The sequence below is a fragment of the Paracraurococcus ruber genome (genome assembly GCF_004353985.1).
Lineage (GTDB): Bacteria > Pseudomonadota > Alphaproteobacteria > Acetobacterales > Acetobacteraceae > Paracraurococcus > Paracraurococcus ruber.
The window spans coordinates 1-6,361 of record NZ_SMOA01000288.1; the positions used below are offsets into that span (position 1 = coordinate 1).

The 6,361-nt window shown below is 74.8% G+C and carries 3 protein-coding genes; 2 read left to right on the plus strand and 1 reads right to left on the minus strand.

The window, feature by feature from the left end:
* Nucleotides 1-3,559: bifunctional diguanylate cyclase/phosphodiesterase (locus E2C05_RS27120; RefSeq protein WP_158292393.1), on the minus strand; the 3,559-nt coding region annotated here is incomplete at its 3' end.
* Nucleotides 3,560-3,749: 190 nt separating this feature from the next.
* Between E2C05_RS27120 and E2C05_RS27125 the strand changes: the two genes are divergently transcribed.
* Nucleotides 3,750-4,331: a hypothetical protein gene (locus E2C05_RS27125; protein ID WP_133222774.1), complete on the plus strand. Its 582-nt coding sequence runs from the start codon at nt 3,750-3,752 to the stop codon at nt 4,329-4,331.
* A gap of 74 nt (nt 4,332-4,405) precedes the next feature.
* Entirely contained in the window at nt 4,406-6,046 is a 1,641-nt protein-coding gene (locus tag E2C05_RS27130) for a long-chain-fatty-acid--CoA ligase (RefSeq protein WP_133222775.1), read from the plus strand.
* Nucleotides 6,047-6,361 lie beyond the last annotated feature (315 nt).

A 6,361-nucleotide genomic window follows, 5' to 3' on the forward strand; every position in this document is an offset into this window, starting at 1 on the left:
CGAGCCGCCCGGGCGCGAGGCCGGAGGCGGCCAGCACGCCCGCCACCGTCTCCACCAGCCCGCGGCTGGCGAACTGCGCCGGGGAGAGGTTGACCGCCACCTTCGGCGCGCCCGCCCAGCCAACGGCATCGGCGCAGGCCTGCGTCAGCACCCATTCGCCGATCGGCACGATCAGCCCGATCTCCTCGGCCAGCGGGATGAAGGCGTCGGGCGGCACCAGCCCGCGCTCCGGGTGGCGCCAGCGGATCAGCGCCTCCAGGCCCGCCACCCGGCGGGACGCGATGTCGACGATCGGCTGGTAGTGCAGCTCGAACTCGCCCATCGCCAGCGCCCGCCGCAGGTCCATCTCCAGCGCCCGGCGCAGCTGCATGCGGGCGTCCATCTCCGGCTCGAAGAAGCGCCAGCGCCCGCGTCCCTCGGCCTTGGCGCGGTACAGCGCCATGTCGGCGCCGCGCAGCAGCACGTCGGCGTCCAGCCCGTCCGCGGGGGCGACGGTGATGCCGATGCTGGTGCCGATCACCACCTGGTTCCCTTCCAGCTCGAAGGGCAGGCCGAGCACGTCGATCAGCCGCCTGGCCAGCGCCGTGGCATCCTTCGGCTGGTCGAGGCCGGACTGGATGACGGCGAACTCGTCGCCGCCGAGGCGGGCGAGGGTGTCGGTCTCGCGCAGCTCCGCGGCCAACCGGGCGGCGACCTGGCGCAGCAGGATGTCGCCCACCGGATGCCCGAGGGTGTCGTTCACCTCCTTGAAGCGGTCGAGGTCGAGGCAGAGCACGGCGAAGCCCTCGCCGCGCTGGGCGCGGGCCAGCGCCGCGTCCAGCCTTTCACGGAACAGCACCCGGTTGGGCAGGCCGGTCAGCGTGTCGTGGTGGGCGAGGTGGGCGATCCGCGCCTCCGCCTGCCGCCGCTCGGTGATGTCGATGACGGCGGCGGTGGCCGCGGTCGCCCGGCCGGTGCAGTCGTAGTGGAAGCGGAACCGCGCCTCGACATGCCGCAGGCCGTCCTCGGCCGGCAGGCGGACGCGGAACTCGGCGCTCGCCTCCGTCGCCTGGGCGGCGGTCGCCGCCTGGCAGGCCAGGCGCAGGCGGTCGCGGTCGCCCGGCAGGATGCGGTCCATCCAGGCCGCCTCCGGCACCGGACGCGTGCCCGGGGGCAGGCCCAGCATCGCCCGGGTCTCCGGCCCGCATTCCACCACCTGGGCGAGCAGGTCGTGGCGGAAGCTGCCGATCCGGCCGACCTCCAGCGTCAGGCGCAGCAGCGCCTCGCTCGCCCGCAGCTTCTCCTTCGCCTCCCGGTTGGCGGTGACGTCGATGACGACGCCGAGCGCGCGGGCCGGCCGGCCGGCCGCGTCGTAGTCGAAGCGGGCGCGCGCCTCGAAATGCCGCAGCGCGCCGTCCAGCGGCCGCCGCACGCGGTAGTCGAAGGCCGCCTCCGGCGCGCGCCGCTCCAGCGCGGCGCGCAGCTGCGCCCACAGCCCGCCGATGTCCTCGGGCAGCACCGGCGCCAGCCAGGCCGCGGCCGGCATCGCCGCATCGCCCTCCGGCATGCCGTACATGGCGCGCAATTCGGCGCCGCCGCGCAGCAGGCCGGTGGCGAAGTCGTGCCGGAAGCTGCCGATGCCGCCGGCCTCGAGCGCGAAGCCCAGCATCGCTTCCGCCTCCCGCATCGCGGTGATGTCGATGACCACGCCGGTGGCGGTGAGCGGCCGGCCTTCCGCGTCGTAGCTGTAGCGCGTCCGCGCCTCCATGTGCCGCACCGCCCCGTCGGCGCGGCGGAAGCGATACTGGTAGGAGAATTCCGGCAGCCGCCGCTCCAGCGCATCGCCGATCCGGGCGCCCAGGGGGGCGCGGTCCTCCGGCAGGATGGTGGCCAGCCAGTCCCGCAGCGGCACCGGCTCCTCCCCCGCCGGCAGGCCGTGCAGCGCCCGCGTCTCCCGCCCGCAGCGGATGGCGCCGCCGTCCCGGTGGTCGCGGGTGAAGGTGCCGATGCCGCCGATCTCCATGCTCAGCCGCAGCATCGCCTCGCTGGCGCGCAGCTTCTCCGCCGCGACGCGGCTTTCGGTGATGTCCTGCACGATGCCGACGCAGCGCAGCGGCCGCCCTTCCGCATCGCGGGCGGACACGCCGACGCTGATGCGGGCCCAGACCACCGTCCCGTCCGGGCGGAGGTAGCGGTGCTCGGCATCCCAGGCGGCGGCGCCGCCGGCCTCCCGCGCGGGGATCGCCGCATGGTCCTCCGGGTGCAGGATGTCGGCCGGGCCCAGCCCGCCGGTCAGCGCCGCTTCGGTCCGCCCGACGATCTCGCAGAAGCGGCGGTTCACCCGGGTGTAGCGGCCGGTCGCGGCATCCAGCTCGGTGACGCCGGCGGTCCCGGACTCGAACACCGCGCTCATCGCCGCGTCGCGGGCGGCCAGCGCCCGCTCGACGCCCGCCCGCGCCTCGCTGAGGGCGAGCTGCGTCACCGCCTCGGCCCGTGCGGCTTCGAGCGCGGCGACGGCGCGCCGGTCGCGGTCCAGCCGGCCGGCGAGGACGATGCCGGCCAGGATCAGCGCCTCCAGCAGCGCCACGCCGGCGAGCATCCGCCGCCCTTCCTGCCGCCAGGGCACCAGGATGTCGCGCACCGACCGGGTGACGACCACCGCCAGCGGCAGGGTCTGCAGCCGGCGGCCCGCCTGCACCCGGTCCACGCCGTCATGCGGGCTCGGGCCGCGGACCATGCCCAGGCTGCCCGGGTCCGGCATCTGCCCGAACAGCCGCGCCCGGTCGACCAGGCTGCCCACCGCCGCCTCGATCGGCGGGTGGCGGGCCAGCAGCAGGCCGTCGGTCCGCAGCAGGGAGATCGGGCTTCCCTCCCCCAGCGACAGGCGGGCGAAGCTGGCGCTGAAATAGTCGAGGTCGATGCCGGCGACGACGGCGCCGAGCATGTGGCCATCCGGCCCGTCGATGCGGCGGGAGACGAAGATGCTCCACCGCCCGTCCACCTTGTTGCGCGCCGGCGCGCCGAGGAAGGTGGTGCGGCCCGCATCGCCGCGCAGCGCCTCGAAGTAGTCGCGGCCGCGGGAGTTGAGGTCGGGCGCGGGGAAGGAGAAGGAGTTGGCGATGTTGCGGCCTTCCGCATCCACCAGGAACAGCCGGTGGACCCGCGGCAGGGCGGCCACGCGGGCCCGCAGCGTCTCATGCGCCCAGCGGGTGCCGAGGCGGATGAGGAATTCCTCCGGCGTGTCGATGTCCTCGGCGCGGACCCAGTCGGCGATGCCGACCTCCAGCTGCTCGATGGACAGGAAGCCGTCCTCCACCCAATTGGCCAGGGCGAGGGAGAGGTTGCCCAGTTCCCGTTCGGCGTCGCGCAGCGCCGCGTCCTGCCGCTGCAGCAGGTTGGCGGCGGCCGCGACGGCGATGGCGAGCCCGAGGGCGAGGCCGAGCCCGGCGGGCCAGAGGAGGAGGCGGGCGACGCGGCGCGGTGGCGCGGCTTGCGCCGCGCCGTCATCCCGCAGCCGCCCGCGGCGCGCCAGGAGACGCGCTGCGCCGGACAAGGCGGGTGGCAGGCAGGGCGCGGACATGCGACGAGGCTCCTGCCGCCCGGCAGGAGAGGAAGGCGCGCGGCGGGGGGCGGCGGCCCGTCGGACGGCACCGGCTGCGCGCGGCGGCCTGTGCCTGTCCTTATTGCGCCGGATTGCCGGGAAAGTGATCGGCGCCGATGCCTCAATCTCCCGGCGGCGGCGCCGGGACGGGTGGGAAGGACGCGGGGGCATGGAGGCGGACGGGCCGGCGGCGCGGCCGCTGCTTCTCCTCATCGGCGGCGGCGGCGACCGCGCGCTGCGCAAGGTCGGGCGCGTCTTCGACGCGCTGGCGGCGCGGCCGGATGCCGCCGCCCGGCTGCTGCACTACCGCCACCACGACCAGGAAGCCGCCATGCTGGCGCTGATCGCCGCCCGGCCGCCGGCCGCCGCCATCCGGCTGGTCGGCCATAGCTGGGGCGGGCATGCGGCGGCGCGCATCGCCGCCCGGCTGGGGGACCAGGGGCGGCCGGTGGAACTGCTGGCCACGCTCGACCCCGTCTCGCGCTTCGTCACCCCGGCCTTCCTGCGCCGCGTCCGCGCCGGGGCGCGGACCTGGGTGAACATCCGTGCCGCCGGCGGGCCGCGCTTCCACCCGTCCGACCTGGTCGCGGCGATCGGCGGGCCCTATGGCCAGGCGCCGCGCGGCATCGCCGACCGGCATGTCGACCTGCCGCTTTGCCATGCGGATGCCGCCGGCATGCTGGCGCACCCGCTGCCCGGGGACGGCACCCTGCTGGATCTTGCGCTGGCCGCCGCGCCGCCGGCGGCCTGAACGGCGCCGCCCTTGCCGCTGGGGGGGCCGCTGCCGCATATCGGGCGCAAAGACCTGGGGAGGCTCGTTCGACCATGCTCGGCCTGATGATGGACCGCCCGCTGCTCATCTCCTCCATCCTGGAGCATGCGGCGCGGAACCATGGCGGCGCGCGGATCGTCTCCGCCCGGCCGGATGGCAGCCTGGTGCGGCACACCTGGCCGGAGGTCGCCGCCCGCGCCGCCAGGCTGGCGCATGCGCTGGCCGCCCGCGGGGTGAAGCCGGGCGACCGCATCGCCACCCTGGCCTGGAACGAGCATCGGCACCTGGAGGTGTATTACGGCGTCTCCTCCATGGGCGCGGTGCTGCACACGGTGAACCCGCGGCTGTTCCCCGGGCAGATCGCCTTCATCCTGAAGGACGCGGCCGACACCCACCTGTTCGTCGACCCGACCCTGATGCCGGGCGCCCAGGCGCTGGCGGACCAGTTGCCGGACAGCCTGAAGACCATCGTGGTGATGGGGACGGAGGCGGAGATCCCGGCCGACTGCCCCCTGCGCGGCCGCTTCGAGGTGGTGGCGCAGGAGAGCCTGATCGAGGGCCAGCCCGAGACCTATGACTGGCCGGCGCTGGACGAGCGCGCCGCCTCCTCGCTCTGCTACACCTCCGGCACGACCGGCGACCCGAAGGGCGTGCTGTACAGCCACCGCTCCACCGTCATCCATGCCATGGCGGTGCTGCAGAAGGACGTGTTCAGCATCGGCGCCGAGGATGTGGTGATGCCGGTGGTGCCGATGTTCCACGTCAATGCCTGGGGCATCCCCTATGCCGCGGCGATGGCCGGCGCGTCGCTGGTGCTGCCTGGGCCGCGGCTGGACCCGGCCAGCCTGCACCGGCTGTTCGAGGCGGAGCGGATCACCTTCTCCGCCGGCGTGCCCACCATCTGGACCGCGCTGCTGCAATGGCTGCGCGCCGACCCGTCCCGGCGCTTCGCCAACCCGCCGCGGCTGGTGGTGGGCGGCACCACCCTGCCCACCGCCATCAATGCCGGCTTCAAGAAGGAATACGGCGTGGAGATCCGCCATGCCTGGGGCATGACGGAGCTGAGCCCGCTGGGCACCGCCAATTCCCGCCTGCCGCAGAATGCCGACTGGGACGAGGACCGCTTCCTCGACTACGCCCGCAAGCAGGGCCGCGCGCTCTACGGGATCGAGCTGCGGGTGCGCGACGGGGAGGGGCGGGAGATCCCGCATGACGGCGTGGCCTTCGGCGAGCTGGAGGTGCGCGGGCCCTGGGTGGCGAAGCAGTACTTCAACCGGCCGGACGACCCCGCCTTCACCGGGGATGGCTGGTTCCGCACCGGCGACGTGGTGACGGTGGACGCGCTCGGCTGCATCGAGATCGTCGACCGCGCCAAGGATGTCATCAAGTCGGGCGGCGAGTGGATCAGCTCCATCACGCTGGAGAACCTGATCCTCGGCCACCCCGATGTGCAGCTGGCGGCGGTGATCGGCCTGCACCACAGCAAATGGGATGAAAGGCCGCTGCTGCTGGTGGTGCCGAAGCCCGGCACCAGCCCGACGGCCGGGGACATCCTCGGCTTCTACGAGGGCAAGGTGGCGAAGTGGTGGATCCCGGACCAGGTGGAGTTCGTGGAGAGCCTGCCGCTGACCGCCACCGGCAAGCTGTGGAAGGCCGAGCTGAAGCAGCAATACAAGGACCGCAGCGCGGGGTAGGGCGGCGCGCCGCCCGGCGGGGGCGCGGCCGAGGACGGGGATCCCCACCACCCGGGCCGGGCGGGTCGGGCCACGGGCGGCCCGGCGCCCAACCCTTCCGGGCCTTGGGTCCGGACCGGGCCTCGCGGCGCCCTGACCGCGGTGCGCCCGCGGTGCCAGGCGGTCGGCCCGGCCTGCGCCGACCGATGCGTCGACCGGCCGGCGCGGCGCCCGCGGCAGCTTGCCCATGAAGCTGGAAAGGCAGGCTGCTGCGACATGGCGACCCTGGCGCGGCTCCGGGCTCCGTAGCGGTCGCGCCGCCCGGCGATCCGCTCT

What these genes read in the sequence shown, in the direction of transcription:
- E2C05_RS27130 (WP_133222775.1), top strand. Translation starts at nt 4,406, where the DNA reads ATGCTCGGCCTGATGATGGACCGCCCGCTGCTCATCTCCTCCATCCTG.
- E2C05_RS27125 (WP_133222774.1), top strand. Translation starts at nt 3,750, where the DNA reads ATGGAGGCGGACGGGCCGGCGGCGCGGCCGCTGCTTCTCCTCATCGGC.